The organism is Marilutibacter penaei (genome assembly GCF_014145395.1).
Lineage (GTDB): Bacteria > Pseudomonadota > Gammaproteobacteria > Xanthomonadales > Xanthomonadaceae > Marilutibacter > Marilutibacter penaei.
Window position 1 is genome coordinate 1 of sequence record NZ_JACHTE010000001.1, and the last position, 20,683, is coordinate 20,683.

Sequence of the window (20,683 nt, forward strand, 5' to 3'; positions counted from 1 at the left end):
CGCGCATCTTACAGCAACTTCCCAAGCCGTCAACACGTCCCGAAAAACCGCCTCCAACACGCCCCGCCAACTCGAACTTCCCGGCAGCGGGGCGCGCATTCTGCACAGCTTCGAGACGTTTGGGAAGCCCCCCCGGATGAATTTCCGCTTGACCCCGGTGGCCCGGGGGCGGATGGTCGGGCGCATCTCCACCACCATTCCCCGCCATGAGCCTTCGCAATCGCCCTACGGGCCGCGCCCTGAGCCCGCTCCTCTGCCTGTGTATCGGGCTCTCCGCCAGCGGATGCGCCAGCGGCGGCAGTGACTGGGTGGAAGTGGGCGGCGAGCGCTTCACCGTCGAAGTGGCGGACGACAACGAGGAACGCGCCCGGGGCCTGATGTTCCGTGACGCACTCGAGGCAGGGCACGGCATGCTCTTTGTCCACGAACGCGAATCGCCCCAGGCGTACTGGATGAAGAACACGCGCATCGCGCTGGACATCCTGTACTTCGACGATGAGCTTCGCCTGGTGTCGCAACAGCGGGACGTACCGCCCTGCTCGCTGGGCGACGGCTGTCCGCCCTACCCCAGCCGCGGGCCCGCCCGTTACGTGCTGGAACTCAACGCGGGCGAAGCCGAGCGCATGCAGCTTGAGGACGGTGCGGTAATGACGCTCGCGCCCGGCATCGTCGTGGGCGAATAGGCGTCAGGCCTCGACCATCTCGAAATCGTCCTTGGTGACGCCGCAATCGGGACACGTCCAGGTGTCGGGCACGTCCGCCCAGCGCGTGCCGGGGGCGATGCCTTCCTCCGGCAGGCCTTCGGCCTCGTCATAGATGAAGCCGCAGACAACGCACATCCAGGTGCGATAGGGCACGGTCACGGTTTCGTCGGTCATGGGCGGATAATGGCGTATGGCTCCAACCGGCATTGTCACATGAGCACGGATCCGACGACGATGACCCGCGCCTCACGCGGCGTCTATGCGATCACCCCCGACGAGACCGACACGGACCGGCTCCTGCACCGGGTCACGCAGGTGCTGGACGCAGGTGCCGTCTGGCTGCAGTACCGCAACAAGGGCGCGAGCACTGCCTTGCGGGCGGCCCAGGCCCGCGCGTTGCTGCCGCTGTGCCGGGCGCACGGCGTGCCACTGATCGTCAACGACGACTGGCGACTGGCTGCCGCCATCGGGGCCGAGGGCGCGCACCTGGGCGAGAGCGACGGTGAGCTGGGGCCCGCACGCGCGGCGATGGGGGACGGCGCGCTGATTGGCGCCTCCTGCTACGCCGATATCGAGCGCGCGCGCCGGGCCGTCGACACCGGGGCCAGCTACGTGGCGTTCGGCGCCTTCTTTCCTTCTCCGACCAAGCCCCACGCGCGACGCGCGGAGCCGGGCCTGCTGTCCGCCGCCCGGTCGCTCGGCGTACCGCGGGTGGCGATCGGCGGCCTGACCCCGGACAATGCCGGCCCACTGGTAGCCGCGGGTGCCGACCTGCTCGCCGTGATCAGCGGCGTGTTCGACGCGCCCGACCCGGCCCGTGCCACGCGCGCGTTTGCCGCCTGCTTCGACTGACTCCCCTTTCCTGGACCCCCTGCCATGAACCACGACCGCTCCCACGCCCTCTTCACCCGTGCCCAGGATCTGATCCCGGGCGGCGTGAACTCGCCGGTGCGCGCCTTCAAGTCGGTGGGCGGCGAGCCGTTCTTCGCGCAGCGCGCCGAGGGCGCGTACCTGTTCGACGTCGACGGCAACCGCTATGTCGACTATGTCGGCTCGTGGGGCCCGATGATCGCGGGACACGCGCATCCGAAGGTGATGGCGGCAGTGGAATCGACCATGCGCGGCGGCCTCAGCTTCGGCGTGCCGAATGCGCTGGAGGTCGAGATGGCCGAGGCGATCACCCACATCGTGCCGAGCTGCGAGATGGTGCGCATGGTGAACTCGGGCACCGAGGCGACCCTGTCGGCGATCCGCGTGGCCCGTGGTGTCACCGGGCGCACGCGCATCGTGAAGTTCGAGGGCTGCTACCACGGCCACGGCGACAGCTTCCTGGTCAAGGCCGGCAGCGGCGTGGCAACGCTGGGCCTGCCCAATTCGCCCGGCGTGCCGGATGCGCTGGCCGACCTGACGATGACGATCCCGTACAACGATTTCGACGCGGCCACGCGGCTGTTCGACGAGATCGGCGACGAGGTCGCGGGCCTGATCATCGAACCCATCGTCGGCAACGCCAATTGCATCCTGCCGCGCGAGGGCTATCTGCAGCACCTGCGCGAGCTGTGCACCCGGCACGGCGCGCTGCTGATCTTCGACGAGGTGATGACCGGCTTCCGCGTCGCCGCCGGCGGCGCGCAGGCGCTCTACGGCATCAACCCCGACCTGAGCACCTTCGGCAAGATCATCGGCGGCGGGATGCCGGTGGGTGCCTATGGTGGGCGTCGCGAGTACATGGCGCAGGTGGCGCCGGCCGGCCCGATCTACCAGGCCGGGACCCTCAGCGGCAATCCGGTGGCGATGGCGGCGGGTCTGGCGACGCTCGACCTGATCCGCCAGCCCGGCTTTCACGACGAGCTGGAGCGTCGCACCCATCAGTTGTGCGATGGCCTGGAGGCCGCGGCCCGCGAGGCGGGTGTCACCTTCCACACGACCCGCGCGCCGGGGATGTTCGGCCTGTACTTCCGCGAGGGGCCGGTGGACACCTTCGAGGATGCAAAGGCCTCCGACGGCGAACGCTTCAAGCGCTTCTTCCACGGCATGCTTGAGCGCGGCGTCTACCTCGCACCCTCGGCGTTCGAGGCCGGCTTCATGTCCAGCGCGCATGGCGATGCGGAGATCGCGCACACCATCATGGCGGCGCGCTCCGCCTTCGCCGACCTGGCCTGATCAGGCAGCGACGTGCTCGCGCAGCGCCGCATGCAGGCGCTGCATGCCCTCGGCGACGTCCGCGTCGCCGATGTTCAATGCGGGTACGAAGCGCAGGACATCCGGGCCGGCCTGCAGCAGCAGCAGGCCCTGTCCCACGCAGCGGTCAAGGATGGCCGCGGCCTCGCCGGCGCGTTCCGGCCTGAGCTGGGCGCCGATCATCAGGCCGCGCCCGCGCACGTCGGCGAACAGGCCGAACTCCTCGTGGATGGCCGCGAGCCCCGTGCGGATCGCTTCCGCCTGACGGGCCACGTTGGCGCGGATCGCGTCTGACGACAGCTCGCGCAGGACCACCGCGGCGACCGCCGCCGCCATCGGATTACCGCCGAACGTGGTGCCGTGCGCGCCGAACTGCAGGGTCTCGGCGCAGCGCGGTCCGGCCAGCATCGCACCAATCGGCATGCCGCCACCGAGCGCCTTGGCCAGTGTCACCACGTCGGGCGTGACGCCGTAATCCTCGAACGCGAAGAGCCGGCCGGTGCGCCCCATGCCGCACTGGATCTCGTCCAGCATCAGCAACGCGCCGTGACGGTCGCACAGCGCGCGCAGGCCCGACAGGAACGCTTCCGTCGCCGGCATCACACCGCCCTCGCCCTGCACCGGCTCGACCAGCACGGCGCAGACGTCGCCCGCGGCCATCGCGGCCTCGGCGGCGGCGAGATCGTTGAAGTCGCTGTAGCGGAAGCCGCCTGGCAGGGGCTCGAAGCCTTCCTGGTACTTGGGCTGCGCCGTGGCGGTGACGGTGGCCAGGGTGCGGCCGTGGAAACTCCCGCGGAAGGTCAGGATCACGCGCTGGCCGGGGTCGCGCCCCTGCGCCGTGGCCCAGCGCCGCGCCAGCTTGATCGCCGCCTCATTGGCTTCGGCACCGGAATTGCACAGGAACACGCGACTGGCGAAGCCGCTGGCCTCGACCAGGGCCTGGGCCAGTCGAAGCGGCGGCTCGCTGACGAACACGTTGCTGGTGTGCCAGAGCCTGTGGGCCTGCGCGGTGAGTGCCTCGACCAGCGCCGGGTGGGCATGGCCCAGCGCATTGACCGCGATGCCGCCGCCGAAATCGACGTATTCGCGCCCGTCGATATCGAAGATGCGCGAGCCCTGGCCGCGGTCGAGGACGATCCGGCGCGGTCGGTAGACCGGCACGTAATAGTCGTCGGCAAGGGCGCAGAGGGTGTCGTTCGCGGTGCTCATGGGGCATTGGGGCCGGGCGGGTGGGCGACCATTCTCGCCGATTGCACGGCCGGATGCGGCACAATCGCGGCCGGAGGTGCCCATGCGATTCCTGCTTGCCCCGCAACTCAACCCGGCCCGCGAATCCGGCTGGCGGAAGACCTGGTTCGACATCATCTACCGGCACGACACGCCGCCGTCGCGCAATTTCGACCTGCTGCTGATCGTCGCGATCTTCCTCAGCGTGCTGGTGATCATGTTCGACAGCGTGCCGCGCATCCACGGCCGCTTCGCATCGACGCTGTACCTGGTGGAGTGGGCGTTCACGCTCCTGTTCACCGCGGAGTACGTCCTGCGCCTGATGGTGGTGAAACGCCCGTTGCGCTATGCGCTGAGCCTGTGGGGGATCATCGACCTGCTGTCGATCCTGCCCACCTACCTCTCGATCCTGTTGCCGGGCAGCCAAAGCCTGCTGGTGGTGCGGATCCTGCGCATCCTCCGGCTGTTCCGCATCCTCAAGCTGACCCAGTACGTGGAGGAAGGCGGGCTGCTGGTGCAGGCGCTGTGGCGCAGCCGGCGGAAGATCTTCGTGTTCATCTGCGCGATCCTGACGATCGTGGTGATCTTCGGCGCGGTGATGTACACGGTGGAGGGGCCGGAGCACGGCTACACCAGCATCCCGACCGGGATGTACTGGGCGATCGTGACGATGTCGACGGTGGGCTACGGCGACGTCGCACCGGAGACGACGTTCGGGCGGTTCGCGGCCTCGATCCTGATCCTGATCGGTTACAGCATCATCGCGGTACCGACCGGCATCTATACCGCGGAACTGGCGAGCAGCCTGCGCGAAGCGTCGCGTACCAGTAAGCACCACGATTCGCGCGGCTGTCCGGAATGCGGTCTGGAAGGGCACGATCCGGACGCGATGTTCTGCCGCTGCTGCGGGGTGAGGTTGCCGGCGCCGATGGGGTGAGGGCGGGGCGCCACGAGCCACTGGCTCGTGCCCCGTCCGAACGCCCGGCGTGCTACGCCGGGCCGGGGCGTTCAAGGCATATCTTTAGCGAAGCGGCGTGGGCGCAGGCTTCGGCTGGAGTCGACGTTCGACGGTGTGGGGGTGGCTCCGCCCTCCTGGCGTCGTCCCTGACTGCAAGTCGGGTCGCAGACCATCCTTGGCCTGCTCTCCGCCACCCCCACACCGTCGAACGTCGACTTCGTGAGCTCGGGGATGGTGATCTGCGTGAAGGAAGCTGCCCGACTACCAGCTTCCGGTGTTCGCCATCGAGGCCCAGGGCTCGGCGGGGGGCAGCGGCCCGCCCTTCTGCAGCAGTTCGATCGAGATGCCGTCCGGCGAGCGGACGAAGGCCATGTGGCCGTCGCGCGGGGGGCGGTTGATGGTCACGCCCATGCCCTGCAGGTGGGCGCAGAGCGCGTAGATGTCGTCGACGGCGAAGGCGAGGTGGCCGAAGTTGCGGGCGCTGCCGTAGTCCTCGTCGTCGTAATTCCAGGTCAGTTCGACTTCGGCCTCGGGGTTCTCCGGCGCGCCCAGGTACACAAGGGTGAAACGGCCCTGCGGCACGTCCTTGCGGCGGGTTTCGCGCAGGCCGAGGCCGTCGGCGAAGAAACGGAGGGAGGCGTCCAGGTCGCGGACGCGGACCATGGCGTGCAGGTACTTCATCGTGGTGTCCGGTGGCGTGGGGAAGTGGGATCAGAGGAACAGGTCCGGCAGCAGCGGCCGCCCGGGCGAGACGGCATAGGCGTCGAGATCGGTGACGCCGGCCTCGCGCAGGACCTCGTCGTCGATCAGGAACTGGCCATGGAAGCCGGCGGCGGGCCGCACCAGCACGGCATGCGCTGCGTCGGCCATGATGTCGGGGGTCCGGCAGGCCTCGGGCTCCACGCCCGGGATCATGCGGATCGCATCGGTGGCGATGACCGTCCGCGGCCACAGCGCGTTGATCGCGATGCCCTGCGGCCCGAACTCGGCGGCCAGGCCGATCGTCAGCAGGCTCATGCCCATCTTGGCGTAGGTGTAGGCGACATGCGGGCCCCACCATTTCGGATCGAGGCTGGGCGGCGGCGACAGGGTCAGCACGTGCGGGTTCGCGGCCTCGCGCAGGTGCGGCAGGCAGGCCTGGGTGCACAGGAAGGTGCCGCGCGCGTTGACTTGCGTCATCAGGTCGTAGCGCTTCATCGGCGTGTCGAGCGCGCCGCGCAGCCAGATCGCGCTGGCGTTGTTGACGAGGATGTCGAGCCCGCCGAAGGCGTCGACCGTGGCTTCCACCGCGGCCCGGACCTGGTCTTCCTCGCGGATGTCGCACTGGATCGGCAGGGCATGGCCGCCGGCCGCTTCGACCTCGGCCGCGACGCTGTGGATGGTGCCGGGCAGCTTGGGGTTGGCGACGCCCGACTTGGCGACGATGGCGATGTTGGCGCCATCGCGGGCGGCGCGCAGGGCGATCGCGCGGCCGATGCCGCGCGAGGCGCCGGTGATGAACAGGGTCTTGCCGGACAGGGACATGTCAGTGTCGCGTAAGGGACGGGCGGACAGGGTACCGCGCGCGGCTCAGGGCTTCGGCCCCTGCCCTTCGTTGTCTTCCCATTTCAGCACGCGGCGCGTCACGAACCGGTAGACCGGCTTGCCGGTGGCGAACCAGGCCTCGCGCAGCCAGGAGCGGCGCTTGAGGACGCGGCGTTCGACGGGCGTGATCGCCCCGGGGCAGTACATGCGCTTGTGCTTCAACAGGTGCCGGAGGTCCTCGCGGGCCAGCAGGCGCATCCAGCGTGAACGCGGCGCGCCCCTGACCGCGAGCTGGAAATCGATGATCGCCGGACGCCCATCCTCCAGCACCAGCCAGTTGGCTTCCTTGGCGAGGTCGTTGTGGGCGACGCCGCGCCGGTGCAGGGCCTGCAACAGACGACGGGCCTGGCGGAAATAGGCCAGGTCGCCGCGAGGCGGACGCTGGTACATCGCCGCGCCCTCCATGTAAGAGCGGTCGAGGCAGCGGCCATCCCAGGCGCGCAGTTGCGGCACGTCTGCCAGGCCGGCCACGGCCTGCAGGCCCCGGGCTTCGCGGCGCGCCAGCCACCACGCCGGCAGCCGCAACCAGGCGGGCACGTGGGCCAGGTCGCGGCGGACGAACAGGCCGTCCGCGTCACGCATCAGGGCGATGCGGCCGAAACTGTCGGACTTGAGGGCGCGGACTTCATCAGGCATCGGGCGATTCTAGGGGCTCGGCCGCAGGCCGTCAGGCGCCGGCGAGGTGGGCGGATCGCCGCCGCTCCCCCATAATCCCGCGATGGATTCGGCCTGGATTGACAGCGCGACCGCGTGGATCGCCGCCCACCCCGTCGCCGCCGGCGCATTGATCTTCCTGATCGCGTTCTGCGACGCGCTGGTGGTGCTGGGGATCGTGGTCCCGGCGATGCCGCTGCTGTTCGCGGTGGGCGCGCTGATCGGGCTGGGCCACATCAACGGACCCTATGCACTGGTGGCCGCGGCCGCCGGCGCGCTGCTGGGCGATGCCCTGAGCTACTGGGTCGGCCGCCTGTGGGGGCCGCAGCTCCGGCAGCGCTGGCCGTTCTCGCGCTACCCGCAGTGGCTGGACCGCGGCGAAGGCATGTTCCGCCGCCATGGCGCGATGAGCATCGTGATCGCCCGGTTCGTCGGCGCCGTCCGGCCGTTCGTTCCGGCCATCGCCGGCATGCTGCACATGCCCTTCCCGCGCTACCTGCTGCCCAGCCTGGTCGCCTCGGTGGCCTGGGCCGCGGCCTTCCTCGCCCCCGGCTGGGTGCTGGGAGCCTCCTATGACGCGGTCGCGGCGGTGGCCGACCGGCTGGCGCTGGTGCTGGTCGCGCTGCTGTTCGTGGTCGGCCTGGTCTGGGCCTGCGTGCTCTACACGTGGCGCTGGTCGGCGATGCACGCGGACAAATGGCTGGCCAGGGCGCTGGACTGGTTCCGCCGGCATCCCATCCTGGGCCGCTACGCCACCGCGCTGGTCGATCCGAACCGCCCGGAGTCGCCCTCGCTGGTGATCCTCGCGCTGTGCCTGCTGGCGATCAGCTGGGCGTGGTTCTCGCTGCTGGCCGGGCTGCTCGCCAGCGGCGGTCCGCTGCCGCTCGACCAGACCCTGCACACCGCGATGCTCAACCTGCGCAACCCCCTCGCCGACCGCCTGATGGCCGGCCTGGCCAGCCTGGGCGACACGCCGGTCCTGGGCACGGCGGCGGCCGTGCCGCTGGTGTACCTGGCCTGGCGGCGGCGCTGGATGGCGGCCGCGCACTGGATCGCCGCGATCGTGTTCGGCCTGGTGCTGACCGCCCTGCTGGAAGCCGCGATCGACATGCCGCGACCACCCACCGCACCGGCCGGGTTCGGCTTCCCTTCGGTGTCGGTAACAATGGCGACCGTGGTGTTCGGTTTCTTCGCGGTACTGATCGCGCGCGAACTTCCCGGCCGCAAGCGGGTATGGCCCTACCTGGTGGCCGGCGTGGTGACCACCGTGGTCGGCTTCGCCCGGCTCTATCTCGGCGCGCACTGGCTCAGCGACGTGATCGGCGGGACCCTGTTCGGCATCCTCTGGTTGCTGGTGCTGGGCCTCGCCTACCGCAGCCACCAGACCCGCTCGTTCTGGATGCGCCCGCTCGCCTGGATGTTCTACGGCAGTTTCATCGCAGCCGCGCTGTGGCATGCCCCGCGCGCGGCGGACGGGTTGCTGGCGAAGTTCGAAGGCCAGGCGCCGACGACCATCCTCGCCCCCGACCGCTGGTGGAACGAGGACTGGGCGCACCTGCCCGCCCAGCGCGACGAAAGCGACGCCCGTCGGCGCTGGTCGCTGGACCTGCAGGTCGCAGGCCCGCTGGCGCCGCTGCAGGCCGCCATGGAAGCGGATGGCTGGCGCGTGCAGCCACAGGCCGACTGGATCGCCACGCTGGGCCTGCTCGACGACGACACCCCCGGCACCGACCAGCCGGTGCTGCCCGCGACCCTGGGCACGCGGGCCGAAGCCCTGCTGATGGTGCGCGAGCTGCCGCCGATGGCAGGCACCGCGGACGGCACGCCGCGGCGCATGGCCCTGCGCATATGGCCCGCGCCGACGGCGCTGGATGACGGCACCCCGCTCTGGGTCGGCGCCACGCAGCGGCTGTACCTGGACCGCCCCTTCGACGCGATGGCGTTGTGGCGGCCCGAACCCGACGCTGGCGCCTCCTACCGGGCGGTGCGCGAGGCGCTGTCCGGCTTCGTGCATGCCGAGGCCGCGCACCCGGCCAGCGGCCTGCCGGTCATGCGGCTGCGCAGCGACGACCGCGTCGACGGCTCACTCGGGCAGTAACGCCAGCACCTGCTGCAGGCGCTGGTGCGGGTCGCCGGTCTGCAGCAGCACCTGGCGCTGGGCATTCTCCAGCGGCAGCATCTCGGCCAGCCGCCAGCCCACCCAGGCCGCGTCGTCGAAGTGCGATTCCGGCGCCTTCGAATGCTCCCCGCCAACTTTGTCGATCACTTCGTGCAACAGGGTCGCCAGCAGGCCGTGCTCGGGTTGCAGCGGCTCGACCGGATCGGCCTCGCACCAGCTCACGTCGGCGACCTGCAGGCCGTTGTCGCGCACCCGCACCTTGTGCACGTGGAAGCGCCGGCGCCCGCGCACCTGCAGGGTCAGCAGACCGTCGTCGCCGGTGTTGAAGTCCTCGATCACCGCCTCGGTGCCGAAGGCGGCTGCCGAAGCCACCGCGCCGACTTCCTCGCCGTCGATGATCAGGCAGACGCCGAAGCCATGCCCGGCACGGCCGCACTCGCGCACCAGGTCGAGGTAACGCGGCTCGAACACGCGCAGGCCCAATGCCGCACCCGGCAGCAGCACGGCGTGCAACGGGAACAGTGGCAGCGATTCGACGGGCAGCGCGGGGGTATCCACGTGCCCAGTGTACGCATCGCGGCGAGCGCGTCACCCCGGGGCGCAGGGACGCGACGCAGCGGGCCCGGCCCGGGATTCAGCCCGCCGCGCGCAGTGCGTCGAGGAACCGGCGCGGGGCGCCGTCGAAGCCACCGTTCGACATGAACACCACATGGTCGCCGCCGCCCGCGCGTTCGCGCAGGGCCTCGACCAGCGCCTCGACGTCCGGCACCGCCACGCCCTCGCCCTTCAGCGCCGCCACCACCGTGCCGGCATCCCAGGCGAGTTCCGGCCGGTGCAGGAACACCACCGTGTCGGCCAGCGCAAGCGACGGCGCCAGTGCGTCGGCATGCGCGCCCAGGCGCATCGAATTGCTGCGCGGCTCCATCGCCACGACGATGCGCGCATCGCCCACCTTCGCGCGCAGGCCTTCAAGCGTGGTGCGGATCGCGGTCGGGTGGTGGGCGAAATCGTCGTACACGGTGATACCAGTGGCCTCGCCGATGACTTCCATGCGCCGCTTGACACTGCGGAAGCCGGACAGTGCCGGCAGCACCGTGGCGACGTCGACGCCGACCGCATGGCACGCGGCCAGTGCGGCGAGCGCGTTCATCACGTTGTGCCGCCCGAGCAGGGGCCAGCGCACCTCGCCGATCTCGACGCCTTCGTGGACGACAGCGAAGGCACTGCCATCGGCGGAAACCAGCCGCGCGGTCCAGTCCAGGCCCTCGCCCTCCAGCCCGAAGCGCTCGACCGGCGTCCAGCAGCCCATCGCCAGCACCTCGGCCAGGCGGGCGTCCTCGCCGTTGACGATCAGCCGGCCGCGGCGCGGCACGGTGCGCACGAGGTGGTGGAACTGGCGCTGGATCGCGGCCACGTCGGGGAAGATGTCGGCGTGGTCGAACTCGAGGTTGTTGAGGATCGCGACCCGCGGCCGGTAATGGACGAACTTGCTGCGCTTGTCGAAAAAGGCCGTGTCGTATTCATCGGCCTCGACCACGAACTCGCGCCCGCCGCCGATCCGCGCCGACACGCCGAAGTCCTCGGCGACGCCGCCGATCAGGAAGCCGGGCTCGCGGCCGGCGACCTGCAGCAGCCAGGTCAGGATCGTCGTGGTGGTGGTCTTGCCGTGGGTGCCGGCCACCGCCAGCGTGTCGCGGCCGGGCAGCACGCGCTCGCTGAGCCACTGCGCGCCCGAGATGTAGCGGCGCCCGTCGTCCAGCACCTGCTCGACCGCCGGGTTGCCGCGCGACAGCGCATTGCCGACGACGATTTCGTCGCAGTCCGCACCGATGTTCCCGGGCAGGTAGCCCTGGCGCAGGTCGATGCCGAGCGTTTCGAGCTGGGTCGACATCGGCGGGTAGACCGCCTGGTCGCTGCCTTCGACCTCGTGGCCGAGCTCGCGCGCAAGCGCGGCCACGCCGCCCATGAAGGTGCCGGCGATGCCGAGGATGTGGATCTTCACTGTCAGCCGACGGCGCGGGCCGGTTCGATCGCTTCGATGATGCGGGTGAACACCTCGTCCATCGAGCCGACGCCGTCGACCACGGTCAGCTGGCCGTGCTGGCGGAAGAACTCCACCACCGGGGCGGTCTGCTCGTTGTAGACGTCGAGGCGCTTGCGCACGGACTCCGGGTTGTCGTCGGCGCGGCCTTCCGCCTGGGCGCGGCCGGCGATGCGGTCGACCAGCAGGTCGGTGGCGACGTCGAGCTGCACGGCGGCGTCCATCGGCTGGCCGATGCGCTTCAGCAGGGCGTCCAGGGCGTCGGCCTGGGCCAGGTTGCGCGGGTAGCCGTCGAGGATGAAGCCGTTGGCGGTGTCGGCGCGCGAGAAACGGTCCTCGAGCATGCCCAGCAGGATCGCGTCGCTGACCAGTTCGCCCCGCGCCATGATCTCCTTCGCCTCCAGGCCGAGCTTGCTGCCGGCCGCCACTTCGGCGCGCAGCAGGTCGCCGGTGGAGATGTGGGGGACGTCCAGATGATCCTTGAGCCGGGTGGCCTGCGTGCCCTTGCCCGAACCCGGCGCGCCCAGAAGTACCAATCGCATTGCATTGCTCCGCAGAGAATAAAGACCGTGGGCCCGCATCGAAGGGGACGGGGCGCTACACTGGCCGCCACCGCCCGGCCGGGCGAAACGGCGTCCAGCTTACCGCATCCGGGCGGCATTTCCCGGGATCTGGCGGGCATTCACCCAATGGACGACGGCCCCGGCCCCCGCCTTCCGGAGCGCGTCGCCATGGCCCAGGGAACCCTGCTCTACGCACAGTCCGGCGGTGTCACCGCCGTCATCAATGCCACCGCCTCGGCCGTCATCCAGACCGCGCGGGCCCGCAAGGTCAAAGTACTGGCCGCACGCAACGGCATCCTCGGCGCACTGGGCGAGGACCTCATCGACACCTCGAAAGAGTCCATCGCCGCCATCCGCGCCCTCGCCCACACCCCCGGCGGTGCGTTCGGATCGTGCCGGGTCAAGCTGAAGTCACTGGAGGCCGACCGCGCCCGCTACGAGCGCCTGCTCGAGGTGCTGCGCGCGCACGACGTCCGGTACTTCCTCTACAACGGCGGCAACGACTCGGCCGACACGGCCCTCAAGGTCTCGCGGCTGGCGGCCGAATTCGATTACGACCTCACCTGCATCGGCGTGCCCAAGACGGTCGACAACGACCTCGCGGTGACCGACTGCTGCCCCGGCTTCGGCTCGGCGGCGAAGTACACGGCGGTGTCGGTGCGCGAGGCCGCACTCGACGTCGCGGCGATGGCCGAGACCTCGACCAAGGTCTTCGTCTACGAGGCAATGGGCCGCCACGCCGGCTGGCTGGCCGCCGCCGGGGGCCTGGCCGGCAACGGCCGCGACGAGGCACCGCACCTGATCCTGTTCCCAGAGCGTCCCTACGACGAAGCCGACTTCCTCGCCAAGGTGCAGGCCACCGTCAAGCGGGTCGGGTACTGCGTGGTCGTCGCCAGCGAGGGCATCCAGACCGCCGACGGCCGCTTCGTCGCCGATGCCGGCGGCGGCACGGATTCCTTCGGCCACACCCAGCTCGGCGGCGTCGCCTCCTTCCTCGCCGGGCGGGTCAAGGACGCGCTCGGGCTGAAGGTGCACTGGACCCTGCCCGACTACCTACAGCGCTCCGCGCGCCACCTTGCCTCGAAGACCGACCTCGACCAGGCCCAGGCGGTCGGCCGCAAGGCGGTCGAGTACGCGCTCAAGGGCATGAACGCGGTGATGCCGGTGATCGTGCGCACCTCCGACACGCCCTACCGCTGGCGGATCGAACCGGCGCCGCTGGAGAAGGTCGCCAACCACGAGAAGAAGATGCCGGCCGGCTTCATCCGCCGCGACGGCCATGGCATCACCCCCGCGGCGCGCCGCTACCTTGAACCGCTCATCCGCGGCGAAGCCCCGCCGCCCTATGGGCGCGATGGCCTGCCGAAATACGTGGCGCTGAAGAACGTCGCGGTGAAGCGGACGCTGCCGCGCTGGCGGCCATAGGGCGGTCCGATCCGGCCCCACGGGCGACGCCGTGCCCGCGGTCATGGCACACTCGCCCCGCTCCGGTCGCGCCTGCGGCCGCCATCGGCACCCACCGCCTCACGGACGACGCGGAGCGCCCATCCCTGCCCACGGACGCCACGCATGGCACACGGCAGGGCCATCAACGGAACTGAAGAAGGCGCATTCCCATGCCACAGAACCTCATCTCGATCGAGATCTCCGATACCGAACGCCAGCAGGCAACCGAGCTGGTCACGCAGCTCAAGGCCCTGCTCGAACCCAAGACCCTCGGCCTGGATGCCGATCAGCGGCAGGGGCTGCTGAAGATGGGTGACAAGTCCGAGGCCTTTTGCCGGGCCACCCTGACCGCATTGGCCGAGAACCGGCAGGTTGTGCCCGCCTCGCTGGGCCTGGAGGAAGCACTCGCCGACCAACGGGCGCTGGACGCGCTGCGACCGCTGCTCCTGCAGCTCTCCCAGCTGACCGAACGCCTGCGCGACACCGAAACCGCGCTCGGCAGCGACGTCATGAATGCCGCGGTAGAGGGCTATGCCCTGCTCAAGGTCACCGGCCGGAACCAGGGCCTGGACGGCCTGGTGCGCGAACTCGGCAGCCGCTTCGCCCGCCGCCGCCGCAAGCCGATCGGCCCCGCCGACCCGGCGGCGCCCACCGACGACGAAGCACTGGCCAGCGGCGACTGAACGCACGTCCCACGCAACGCTCCGATCCCATGCGGTCCCCCGACGCCCGGCCCCCACGCCGGGCGTCGTCGTTGTGATCGACCGGGGGGGCCACCGCACACCCGGCCTGCGACCCCGAAATATCGAGCTGCGGCCCCGAAACCTCGAATCCAGACCCTGAAGCGCCAGGCTCCGACCTCGACACGTCGAGGTTCCTACCCTGAAGCGCCGGGCTCAGAGCTCGAAACGTCGAGTTGCCCACCCTGACGCGCCGGGTTCCGAACTCGAAACGTCCAGCTCCCGACCCTGAAGCGCCGAAGTCCGACCTCGAAACGTCGAGTTCCCCACCCTGAAGCGCCGGGTTCCGAACTCGAAACGTCCAGGTCCCGACCCTGAAGGGCCGAAGTCCGACCTCGAAACGTCGAGTTCCCCACCCTGAAGCGCCGGGTTCCGAACTCGAACCCTCGAGTTCCGACCTCCAAGCGTCGAGCTTTTCACCCTGAAGCGCCGAGTTCCGACCTCAAAGCGTCGAGCTCCCCACCCCGAGGCGCCGGTGACGACCGCGCCGCTCACTGCCATGCCTGGAAACGCCGGGGTCGGGTGTATCCGGGGGCGAAATCAAGGAGGAGGCGCCGGCCGGGCCGGCGCCGGGGGACATTCGCCCCCGGATACACCCGGCCCCGGCATCCCGACACACCCGGCCGCGGCATCCCGCGAGTCTATTCAGTCCGACCCGCCCAGCAGCAACCGGCCGGCCAACTGCACCGGCCGGTCAGTGCCCTCAGTGCCCCTCGGACGGCGTCAGCTGGCGCATCATCTCGTCGAGGTTGAAGTCCACGCTGGCGGTTCGCGGCGGGTACTCCTTCAGCGATTGCACGAACTTGCCCGCCTGGGCGAACGCCGGTGCATAGGTCCAGGCGCGGTTCTCCTGCCATTCGTCGAAGCCGCGCGCCTCGTGGAAGCGCTCGAACGGGTCGAGCTTCAGGTTGGTCACCAGCGGCGTGATCATGTTCTGCTGCACGCCGTTGAACCACTTGTCCTGCTTCTTGAACAGGAACTTCCAGTCGCCGTAACGCACGCCATGCAGCGTGGTCTCGGTGAAGTAGTAGAACTCCTTGCGCTCGGTCGGGCCGGTGCCGGTGATCAGCGCCGACTGGTCGTAGCCGTCGAGATGGATGCGGCTGTAGGACCGGCTGCCGGCACGGTAGCTGCCCAGCAGTTCCTGCTTGATGTCCGGCTCGCCCAGCTGCGACATGATCGTCGGCAGCCAGTCCTCCATCGCCATGAACTCGGCGGTCACCGAACCGGGCGGGATGACGCCGGGCCACTTGACCACCACCGGCACCTTGAAGCCGCCCTCGTAGCCGCCGACGCCCTTCTCGCCCCGGAACGGCTGGTTGCCGCCGTCCGGCCAGCTGTTGGAGGCGGCGCCGTTGTCGGTGGCGAACATCACCATGGTGTTGTCGGCGACCCCGAGCTCGTCGACCAGCGCCAGCAGCTCGCCGACGATGTCGTCCAGCTCCATCATGCCGTCCGCGTACAGGCCATAGCCGCTCTTGCCCTGGTACTTTTCGGACAGGTTGGTGCGGTAGTGCATGCGGGTGGTGTTGTGCCAGACGAAGAACGGCGTGTCGGCGGCCACCGCATCGCGGATGAAGCGCTTGGACTCGGCCAGCACCTCCCACTCCAGGTTGCGCTGGCGCTCCTGTCCGAACGGCCCCTTGTCCTCGACGCGCTGCCCGCCGCCGGGCTCGGCCCAGGAGTGGATCACCCCGCGCCACGGCTGCATCAGCGGGGAGTTCTCGGGGTAGTCGTACTGCTCGGGATACTCACCGGCATTGAGGTGGTAGAGGATGCCGAAGAACTCGTCGAAGCCGTTGTTGGTCGGCAGGTGTTCGTCGCGGTCGCCCAGGTGGTTCTTGCCGAACTGGCCCGTCGCATACCCCATCGGCTTGAGCAGGCTGGCGATGGTCGGGTCCTTGGTGCTCATGCCCTGCTCGGCGCCGGCGAGCCCGACGGTGGCCAGGCCGACGCGGATCGGGTACTGGCCGGTGATGAAGGCAGCGCGACCGGCGGTGCACGAGGCTTCCGCATAGTGGTCGAGGAACAGCATGCCCTCGTTGGCGATGCGGTCGATGTTCGGCGTGCTGCCGCCCATCAGGCCGCGGTGGTAGGCGCTGATGTTGTACATGCCGACGTCATCGCCCCAGATGACCAGGATGTTCGGGCGCTTCTCCTGCGCCAGTGCCGCCGCGGGAAGCATCATCCCGACGACGAAGAGGGCCGCCAGGCCCCTGAGATACCGCTTCATCTGCTGCTCCTTCACACGCGACCGGGTCCGGCCACGTTACGTGAAGGCCATGTAAAGCCTGCGTGAACCGGACCTTGCCGGAACGGGCGATCGTGCCGCGGGCAGAGGATCCTGGCCCCGTCAGCGGGTGGCGCAGGCCTCGCCTTCGACGGTCATCGCCGCCGCGAACACCGGCACGCGTGCAGCCGCGTCGGCACGGGTCTGCGCCGAGTCCTGCAGGTAAATGCGGGCGCGGCCCTGGGCGTCGAGTTCGGGCGGCGCGACCTCCGCGGGCTTGCGCCACACCCGCACCACCGCCTGCTGCGAGGGGCAGTCGGCAGCCGGCACCCGGATGACATCGTTGAACAACCAGCCCGTGTCGGCGGAGGGCGCCGCCTTGTCGGCGTCGACGAAGCGCGCGCGCGGCGTGCAGTTGGGATGGGTCTTCACCACGGCGAAGCGATACGGCTCGGCGGCATCGCCGGTGAAGATGCCCTCGATGCGCGCGCAGGCCTCGGGGATGGTGCGCAGCGAATGGACCGCGCCGACCGCCTGCGGGAGGGCTGCGGGACGTTCGATCTCGGGCTGCGGGTCAGCGGCGGCGGCGTGGGCCTGCGGCGCGGCGGCCACGGCCAGCGCCAGGCAGAAAAGCGGCAGATACGGCATGTGCAGGGGCCTCCGGAACGAACGCGCTCAGGCTGGCAGAAGCGGTCTGAACACGCGCTCACGTGACTGAAGCGGGGATTCATGCCGCAAGCCGGGCCGACCGTGGCAGCGCGCACGTGTCAACCTGTGCGATAGTCGGGCCGTTGCCCCCACCGGCCGCCGAGAGGCGCTCCCGCAACGCCACGAACGACAACATCGATATCCGAAATTCCACGTAGGTCCACTCGTTATCCGGGGAGGGGTTCATGCTGGAGCAGTACGGTCTGGTCCTGGCGCTTGTCTGCGCCGTCATCGCGATCCTGTACGGGGTCATCTCGGCGCGCTGGATCGGCGCGCAGCCATCAGGCAACGAACGCATGCAGCAGATCGCCTCGGCGATCCAGGAAGGCGCGCGGGCCTATCTCAACCGCCAGTACATGACGATCGGCGTGGCGGGCGCCCTGCTGTTCGTCGTGGTCGGGCTGTTCCTCGACTGGCCGACGGCGATTGGCTTCCTGCTCGGCGCGGTGCTGTCCGGCGCGGCCGGCTACATCGGCATGAACGTGTCGGTGAAGGCCAACGTGCGCACCGCGGAAGCCGCGCGCAAGGGCATCGGCCCGGCGATGGACGTGGCGTTCCGCGGCGGCGCGATCACCGGCATGCTGGTGGTGGGCCTGGGCCTGCTGGGCGTGGCCGGCTACTGGGCGGTGCTGAACCTGGGCTTCAAGCTCCCGACCTCCGAGGTGCTGCACGCGCTGGTCGGCGTGGCCTTCGGCTCGTCGCTGATCTCGATCTTCGCGCGGCTGGGCGGCGGCATCTTCACCAAGGGCGCGGACGTCGGCGCGGACCTGGTGGGCAAGGTCGAGGCCGGCATTCCCGAGGACGACCCGCGCAACCCGGCGGTGATCGCGGACAACGTCGGCGACAACGTGGGCGACTGCGCGGGCATGGCGGCCGACCTGTTCGAGACCTACGCGGTGACGGTGATCGCGACGATGCTGCTGGGCTACCTGATGGTGACCGAGGTCGGCAGCAATGGCGTGCTGTACCCGCTGGTGCTGGGCGGCGTGTCGATCATCGCCTCGATCATCGGTGCGTTCTTCGTCAAGGTGAAGGCGGGTGGCTCGATCATGGGCGCGCTGTACAAGGGCGTGATCGTGTCGGCGGTGCTGGCGGCGATCGCCTACTATCCGATCACCACCGAACTGATGGCCGACAACGCATACGGTGCGATGAATCTGTACTTCTGCGCGCTGATCGGGCTGGTGCTGACCGGTGCGATCGTGTGGATCACCGAGTACTACACCGGCACCCAGTACGGGCCGGTCAAGCACGTGGCGCAGGCCTCGACGACCGGGCACGGCACCAACATCATCGCCGGCCTGGGCGTGTCGATGAAGTCGACGGCGATGCCGGTGGTGGCGGTGTGCGCGGCGATCTGGGCGTGCCACGCGCTTGGCGGTCTGTACGGCATCGCGATCGCGGCGACGGCGATGCTGTCGATGGCGGGCATGATCGTGGCGCTCGACGCCTACGGCCCGATCACCGACAACGCCGGCGGCATCGCCGAGATGTCGGAGTTGCCGTCCGAGGTGCGCGACGTCACCGATCCCCTCGACGCGGTCGGCAACACGACCAAGGCGGTGACCAAGGGCTATGCGATCGGCTCGGCCGCGCTGGCCGCGCTGGTCCTCTTCGCCGACTACACGCACAACCTGCAGGCCAACAACCCGGGCGAGGTGTTCACCTTCGACCTGTCCGACCACTACGTGATCATCGGCCTGCTGATCGGCGGCCTGATCCCGTACCTGTTCGGTGCGATGGCAATGGAGGCGGTGGGCCGCGCGGCCGGCGCGGTGGTCGAGGAAGTCCGCCGGCAGTTCCGCGAGATCCCGGGGATCATGGCCGGCACCGGCAAGCCGCAGTACGACAAGGCGGTGGACATGCTGACGAAGTCGGCGATCAAGGAAATGATCGTGCCGTCGCTGCTGCCGGTCGCGGTGCCGGTGGTGGTGGGCCTGCTGCTGGGACCGAAGGCGCTGGGCGGGCTGTTGATCGGCACGATCGTGACCGGCATCTTCGTGGCGATCTCGATGACCACCGGCGGTGGTGCGTGGGACAACGCGAAGAAGTACATCGAGGACGGCCACTTCGGCGGCAAGGGCTCGGAAGCGCACAAGGCAGCGGTGACCGGCGACACGGTCGGCGACCCCTACAAGGACACCGCGGGTCCAGCGATCAACCCGCTGATCAAGATCATCAACATCGTGGCGCTGCTGCTGGTGCCGTTGCTGTAGCGGATTGCGGTACAGGTGGTCACGGGAGCCCCGCTTCGGCGGGGCTCCTTCTATGCGGGTTGCCGTGCGTGGGTTTGGTTCGGATCGGTTCGGATCGAGGAAAGCGAGGGGGCTCCGGGAGGGGTGCGCCACCCGCCGGGGCAGGGGGTGGCTGCGCCCTCCTGGCGACGTCCTGTCTTCAAGTCGGGTCGCCGGACGTCCTGTCCGGCTCTCCGCCACCCCCTGCCCCGACGTGCGTCGCCGTCGCCATCTGGGTGGGGACCGGTGCTCCGGTTCCCCATCTGCATCAGTCCAGAGCATTACTGTCAGAGCACTTACGATCCAACTGGGAAGGACAGCGGTCAGGGGGTTGGGGCACCGTCTCCGTGCTGGGTCTTTGATCGCTGATCACGTGCCCCAAGAAACCGCACCTCTATACGATCACGAGGTCGTCGCCCGGCGGGAGGGGGGTTGCGGAGAGCCGGACAGGACGTCCGGCGACCCGACTTAGAGTCATGGATGACGTCAGGAGGGCGGAGCAACCCCCCTCCCGCCGGGCGGCGGCCCCGGCCGAAGCGACGCTCACCTCGGTAAGCCACACATAACTCGCGATGCTGCAGCGCATCAGCATCCGACGTAAAATGCCCGGCCTTCCCCACCCGTCCGCCCCGGCACGCGCCGGCGGACCCCGCAGTCGGAGCATGCAGCATGGGCCTGGACCTCGTCCCCACCGGCAAGAACCCGCCGGATGAGATCAACGTCATCATCGAAATCCCCAAGGACGCAGAGCCCGTCAAGTACGAGGTCGACAAGGCCTCCGGTGCGATCTTCGTCGACCGCATCCTGTCGACCCCGATGCGCTACCCCTGCAACTACGGCTACGTCCCCCACACCCTGTGTGGCGATGGCGACCCGGCCGACGTGCTGGTGATCCTGCCGCTGCCGCTGGTCCCGGGTTCGGTGATCCGCTGCAAGCCGGTCGGCGTGCTGAAGATGAGCGACGAGGCCGGCAGCGACGAGAAGCTGCTCGCGATCCCGGTGCCGAAGATCTTCGGCGGCTATGCCCACATCGAGGACATCGACCAGGTCTCGCCGCACTGGCTCGAGCGCATCGGCCACTTCTTCGAGCACTACAAGGACCTCGAGAAGGGCAAATGGGTCAAGCTCGAGGGCTGGGGCAACGCCAGCGAGGCCAAGGCGATCCTGCAGGACGCCATCCAGCGCTACAACGACACCGCCGAGGACGAGAAGCCGAACTTCTGAAGGTTCCGGCTCTACCACCTCGGAACCATGCGAAAGCCGCCCCAGGGCGGCTTTCGTTTTTGCGACGACG

19 protein-coding genes are annotated in these 20,683 nt (G+C 69.5%); 9 read left to right on the forward strand and 10 right to left on the reverse strand.

Annotation, left to right across the window (positions count from 1 at the left end; genetic code table 11):
• The first annotated feature begins 206 nt into the window (after window positions 1–206).
• Window positions 207–683: a DUF192 domain-containing protein gene (locus H4F99_RS00005; RefSeq protein WP_182667669.1), complete on the forward strand. Its 477-nt coding sequence runs from the start codon at window positions 207–209 to the stop codon at window positions 681–683.
• A 3-nt stretch (window positions 684–686) separates the two neighbouring features.
• On the opposite strand, the gene H4F99_RS00010 is transcribed toward H4F99_RS00005, so the two are convergent.
• The gene (locus tag H4F99_RS00010; RefSeq protein ID WP_425487982.1) at window positions 687–911 is read right to left on the reverse strand and encodes a rubredoxin; all 225 of its coding nucleotides are present in this window, start codon (window positions 909–911) and stop codon (window positions 687–689) included.
• 6 nt (window positions 912–917) lie between these two features.
• Between H4F99_RS00010 and thiE the strand changes: the two genes are divergently transcribed.
• Both thiE and hemL read left to right on the forward strand, forming a co-directional pair.
• A complete protein-coding gene (thiE, locus tag H4F99_RS00015) occupies window positions 918–1,556 on the forward strand; it encodes a thiamine phosphate synthase (RefSeq protein WP_182667671.1) in 639 nt (212 codons plus the stop codon).
• Between the two features lie 24 nt (window positions 1,557–1,580).
• A complete protein-coding gene (gene hemL / locus H4F99_RS00020; protein ID WP_182667672.1) occupies window positions 1,581–2,867 on the forward strand; it encodes a glutamate-1-semialdehyde 2,1-aminomutase in 1,287 nt (428 codons plus the stop codon).
• Here the strand turns inward: hemL and H4F99_RS00025 are convergent, their stop codons facing one another.
• Entirely contained in the window at window positions 2,868–4,094 is a 1,227-nt protein-coding gene (locus tag H4F99_RS00025; RefSeq protein ID WP_182667673.1) for an acetylornithine/succinylornithine family transaminase, read from the reverse strand.
• A gap of 82 nt (window positions 4,095–4,176) precedes the next feature.
• On the opposite strand from H4F99_RS00025, the gene H4F99_RS00030 reads away from it, so the two are divergent.
• Window positions 4,177–5,049, forward strand: coding sequence for an ion transporter (locus H4F99_RS00030; protein ID WP_182667674.1), 873 nt, complete (start codon window positions 4,177–4,179; stop codon window positions 5,047–5,049).
• Between the two features lie 282 nt (window positions 5,050–5,331).
• On the opposite strand, the gene H4F99_RS00035 is transcribed toward H4F99_RS00030, so the two are convergent.
• From H4F99_RS00035 to H4F99_RS00045, 3 genes are read right to left on the reverse strand one after another with little or no spacing between them, the layout of a single operon-like run.
• On the reverse strand, window positions 5,332–5,751 hold the full coding sequence (locus H4F99_RS00035; RefSeq protein ID WP_182667675.1) for a VOC family protein: 420 nt from the start codon (window positions 5,749–5,751) through the stop codon (window positions 5,332–5,334).
• A 30-nt stretch (window positions 5,752–5,781) separates the two neighbouring features.
• A complete protein-coding gene (locus H4F99_RS00040; RefSeq protein ID WP_182667676.1) occupies window positions 5,782–6,594 on the reverse strand; it encodes an SDR family oxidoreductase in 813 nt (270 codons plus the stop codon).
• A 45-nt stretch (window positions 6,595–6,639) separates the two neighbouring features.
• Window positions 6,640–7,290, reverse strand: a complete 651-nt coding sequence (locus H4F99_RS00045; protein ID WP_182667677.1) for a protein kinase family protein — start codon at window positions 7,288–7,290, stop codon at window positions 6,640–6,642.
• Window positions 7,291–7,372: 82 nt separating this feature from the next.
• Between H4F99_RS00045 and H4F99_RS00050 the strand changes: the two genes are divergently transcribed.
• Entirely contained in the window at window positions 7,373–9,406 is a 2,034-nt protein-coding gene (locus H4F99_RS00050) for a bifunctional DedA family/phosphatase PAP2 family protein (RefSeq protein WP_182667678.1), read from the forward strand.
• Here H4F99_RS00050 and H4F99_RS00055 read toward each other — a convergent pair.
• From H4F99_RS00055 to H4F99_RS00065, 3 genes are all read right to left on the reverse strand, one after another.
• Entirely contained in the window at window positions 9,392–9,985 is a 594-nt protein-coding gene (locus tag H4F99_RS00055; protein ID WP_343064110.1) for an LON peptidase substrate-binding domain-containing protein, read from the reverse strand. The genes H4F99_RS00050 and H4F99_RS00055 overlap by 15 nt on opposite strands.
• Before the next feature lie 76 nt (window positions 9,986–10,061).
• Entirely contained in the window at window positions 10,062–11,435 is a 1,374-nt protein-coding gene (mpl, locus tag H4F99_RS00060) for a UDP-N-acetylmuramate:L-alanyl-gamma-D-glutamyl-meso-diaminopimelate ligase (RefSeq protein ID WP_182668102.1), read from the reverse strand.
• Window positions 11,432–12,010 carry an adenylate kinase gene (locus H4F99_RS00065; RefSeq protein WP_182667679.1) on the reverse strand — a complete coding sequence of 193 codons (579 nt, stop codon included), beginning with the start codon at window positions 12,008–12,010 and terminating at the stop codon, window positions 11,432–11,434. The genes mpl and H4F99_RS00065 overlap by 4 nt, the downstream gene beginning before the upstream one ends.
• A gap of 189 nt (window positions 12,011–12,199) precedes the next feature.
• On the opposite strand from H4F99_RS00065, the gene H4F99_RS00070 reads away from it, so the two are divergent.
• Together H4F99_RS00070 and H4F99_RS00075 are read left to right on the forward strand one after the other, a co-directional pair.
• Window positions 12,200–13,456: a 6-phosphofructokinase gene (locus H4F99_RS00070; protein ID WP_182667680.1), complete on the forward strand. Its 1,257-nt coding sequence runs from the start codon at window positions 12,200–12,202 to the stop codon at window positions 13,454–13,456.
• Window positions 13,457–13,647: 191 nt separating this feature from the next.
• The gene (locus H4F99_RS00075; RefSeq protein WP_182667681.1) at window positions 13,648–14,160 is read left to right on the forward strand and encodes a hypothetical protein; all 513 of its coding nucleotides are present in this window, start codon (window positions 13,648–13,650) and stop codon (window positions 14,158–14,160) included.
• A gap of 760 nt (window positions 14,161–14,920) precedes the next feature.
• Here H4F99_RS00075 and H4F99_RS00080 read toward each other — a convergent pair.
• Window positions 14,921–16,450, reverse strand: a complete 1,530-nt coding sequence (locus tag H4F99_RS00080) for an arylsulfatase (protein WP_182667682.1) — start codon at window positions 16,448–16,450, stop codon at window positions 14,921–14,923.
• A gap of 120 nt (window positions 16,451–16,570) precedes the next feature.
• Window positions 16,571–17,095: a hypothetical protein gene (locus H4F99_RS00085; protein WP_182667683.1), complete on the reverse strand. Its 525-nt coding sequence runs from the start codon at window positions 17,093–17,095 to the stop codon at window positions 16,571–16,573.
• A 245-nt stretch (window positions 17,096–17,340) separates the two neighbouring features.
• Between H4F99_RS00085 and H4F99_RS00090 the strand changes: the two genes are divergently transcribed.
• Together H4F99_RS00090 and ppa are read left to right on the forward strand one after the other, a co-directional pair.
• On the forward strand, window positions 17,341–19,371 hold the full coding sequence (locus tag H4F99_RS00090; protein ID WP_182667684.1) for a sodium-translocating pyrophosphatase: 2,031 nt from the start codon (window positions 17,341–17,343) through the stop codon (window positions 19,369–19,371).
• Window positions 19,372–20,058: 687 nt separating this feature from the next.
• A complete protein-coding gene (ppa, locus tag H4F99_RS00095; protein ID WP_182667685.1) occupies window positions 20,059–20,613 on the forward strand; it encodes an inorganic diphosphatase in 555 nt (184 codons plus the stop codon).
• The last annotated feature ends 70 nt before the right edge of the window (window positions 20,614–20,683 follow it).

Coding starts and splice junctions, on each gene's coding strand:
- H4F99_RS00005 (WP_182667669.1), top strand. CDS start 207: ATGAGCCTTCGCAATCGCCCTACGGGCCGCGCCCTGAGCCCGCTCCTC.
- H4F99_RS00010 (WP_425487982.1), bottom strand. CDS start 911: ATGCCGGTTGGAGCCATACGCCATTATCCGCCCATGACCGACGAAACC.
- thiE (WP_182667671.1), top strand. CDS start 918: ATGAGCACGGATCCGACGACGATGACCCGCGCCTCACGCGGCGTCTAT.
- hemL (WP_182667672.1), top strand. CDS start 1,581: ATGAACCACGACCGCTCCCACGCCCTCTTCACCCGTGCCCAGGATCTG.
- H4F99_RS00025 (WP_182667673.1), bottom strand. CDS start 4,094: ATGAGCACCGCGAACGACACCCTCTGCGCCCTTGCCGACGACTATTAC.
- H4F99_RS00030 (WP_182667674.1), top strand. CDS start 4,177: ATGCGATTCCTGCTTGCCCCGCAACTCAACCCGGCCCGCGAATCCGGC.
- H4F99_RS00035 (WP_182667675.1), bottom strand. CDS start 5,751: ATGAAGTACCTGCACGCCATGGTCCGCGTCCGCGACCTGGACGCCTCC.
- H4F99_RS00040 (WP_182667676.1), bottom strand. CDS start 6,594: ATGTCCCTGTCCGGCAAGACCCTGTTCATCACCGGCGCCTCGCGCGGC.
- H4F99_RS00045 (WP_182667677.1), bottom strand. CDS start 7,290: ATGCCTGATGAAGTCCGCGCCCTCAAGTCCGACAGTTTCGGCCGCATC.
- H4F99_RS00050 (WP_182667678.1), top strand. CDS start 7,373: ATGGATTCGGCCTGGATTGACAGCGCGACCGCGTGGATCGCCGCCCAC.
- H4F99_RS00065 (WP_182667679.1), bottom strand. CDS start 12,010: ATGCGATTGGTACTTCTGGGCGCGCCGGGTTCGGGCAAGGGCACGCAG.
- H4F99_RS00070 (WP_182667680.1), top strand. CDS start 12,200: ATGGCCCAGGGAACCCTGCTCTACGCACAGTCCGGCGGTGTCACCGCC.
- H4F99_RS00075 (WP_182667681.1), top strand. CDS start 13,648: ATGCCACAGAACCTCATCTCGATCGAGATCTCCGATACCGAACGCCAG.
- H4F99_RS00080 (WP_182667682.1), bottom strand. CDS start 16,450: ATGAAGCGGTATCTCAGGGGCCTGGCGGCCCTCTTCGTCGTCGGGATG.
- H4F99_RS00085 (WP_182667683.1), bottom strand. CDS start 17,095: ATGCCGTATCTGCCGCTTTTCTGCCTGGCGCTGGCCGTGGCCGCCGCG.
- H4F99_RS00090 (WP_182667684.1), top strand. CDS start 17,341: ATGCTGGAGCAGTACGGTCTGGTCCTGGCGCTTGTCTGCGCCGTCATC.
- ppa (WP_182667685.1), top strand. CDS start 20,059: ATGGGCCTGGACCTCGTCCCCACCGGCAAGAACCCGCCGGATGAGATC.